Source organism: Maricaulis salignorans, assembly GCF_900103475.1.
GTDB lineage: Bacteria > Pseudomonadota > Alphaproteobacteria > Caulobacterales > Maricaulaceae > Maricaulis > Maricaulis salignorans.
In genome coordinates, this window is the sequence record NZ_FNHG01000033.1 from 1 (window position 1) to 2,001 (window position 2,001).

The 2,001-nt window shown below is 58.4% G+C and carries 1 protein-coding gene; it reads right to left on the reverse strand.

Annotated elements, in window-relative coordinates:
- Positions 1-472 precede the first annotated feature (472 nt).
- Positions 473-2,001 (reverse strand): TonB-dependent receptor plug domain-containing protein (locus BLT42_RS14865; protein ID WP_091771956.1); only part of this gene is annotated, 1,529 nt, incomplete at its 5' end.

Genomic DNA, 2,001 nt, shown 5'->3' on the forward strand with positions numbered 1-2,001 from the left:
ACCATCGACGAAGCCCAGGGCGCGACCGATGACTTCAAGATCACGCTGTGTGGTTTCAGCCGCGACGGGCGCCGTCAGGAGCGCGCCCGCGAGGACTGTCAGTAGAAATTTCTGCATTGTGGAACCCTGTCCTTTCACGATGACACGCGGGGGGAGAGTGCGTGTCCACAATGCGTGTAGTTTCCGGCTATTAACCACAGCCTTATCCCCGGTAATACATTATGAGGCGATGCAAGGATTCGCGGCCATCAACTCGAAGGCTATTTTGGGCTCAGCGGGAGATCCGCTCGACCTGATCATCGCAAGACTTGTCTTTGCTTTGCCAACTCCAGGGTGCGATTGCGATCAACTGGCGCTAGCGCCGAGCATCACAGCAAAAGGCCGCCCAATCGTGAGATTGAACGGCCTCCTGCAGGTATGGAACGCTGGATCAACGCTCCGGCGCTCTCACGCCGGAGCGTTGGCGGTGTGACTAGAAACCAGCGCTGAGGGAGACCCAGACGCGGGATTCAGTCTGATGATGGGTGTTCGTGACCTCACCATTTCCGAAGTTTGCGTTCTGGGCGTTCACTGCGACCGTGAAATGGTCGTTGATCTCATAGCCGGCACGCATCGACAGCGCGATATAGCTATCGATCGGGTCAAGCGTGATGGTACCGAACACCGGTTGGTTCGGCATATTGATCGCGGAGACGTAGTTCGCGTATCCATCGATCGTGAAGCGCCCGTCTGTCCAGCCCAGGTGACCATTGGCGATATGAGACGGTGTCGCCTCTTCAAAGTTCAACGGGGTGTAGAACGGGAAGAGCGACATATCGTCCTCGACCTGCTTATAGGTATAATTGGCATCCCAGGACCAACCATTGGCCGGACGGCCGGCCAGCGTCAGCTCCACGCCCGCGACCTGTGTATCTCCGCGATTGTCGAACAGGAAGGTCGGCACTGGCGTTGACGGCGGGAGCACGTCTGGTGCCTGGCCGAGCTGGCTTTTGACGCCTTCAGTTTCTTGAAAGAAGACAGCCGCACGCAAAGTCATCGTCGGCGTCAATGCGCGATCATAGGCGATCTCGTAATTGGTCACGATCGAGGGCTCGATAGCCGGATTTCCGGACGCCACAACGAAGAAGCCGCCAAGGTTTACCGGCATGGTGAAACCGATATCGAACATCGTCGGAGCCTGGACACCCCGTGCTGCGGTCAGGCGCACTGCACCGCCGAATTCCGGCCGCCAGACCAGAGCCGCATTATAGCTCAGCTCTTCAATGGAAACGTCGTAATCGGCCTGGGCGAACGGGTAGAGGAGCGGATTTGGCTCTCCATCACGGCTCCAGTCAACACTGTCAAAACGGCCGGCGAGCGTGAGGTCGACAGCATTGCTGAACTTGTGGTTCCACATCGCCGAAAAGGCCGTCGTCTCATAGCCGAAATCACCATTGGTCGGATCCGGGAACGAGCCCGTTTCCCCTTGCCGAAACTCAAGGGAGAGCCGGACGGTGTCGTTGGTACCAATGCGGAACAGGTCCTGCAGGCGCAGCGTCGTAAGGGTCACGTCCTGCGTACCGAAGGAGTATTCGATTTCAGATTCATTGCGATAGGCGGACAGGGTCACAAAGCCCCAATCAGTATCAGCTTCCAGGTCGCCCTTGTAGGAGGCGAGCGTGTAGCCGGTATTCTCGTGGTAATAAATGCTGTCGCCTTCCGAAGCGCGCACGGTGGAGAATGTTGCTTCGGCCGTCAGATTGATCTTGTCGGTGAGACGGAAACGCCCCTCGACTGCGCCGGTTTCACGGCTGAAACCGGGTTCGACCGGCGCACGTGTCACGGCCGTTGTCTGGCCCGCGAAAGGCGCGAATTCATTGGCTTCCGATGCGCCATAGCTGGCACGAACGGAGACACGCTCGCCGAGCTGACGGCCGGCAACGATGGAAACGCCCTGATACTCATCCGTGCCGGCATTGACGCGCAGCTGGGTGTAATCACCATGGTTCGGGTTGCGGGTGA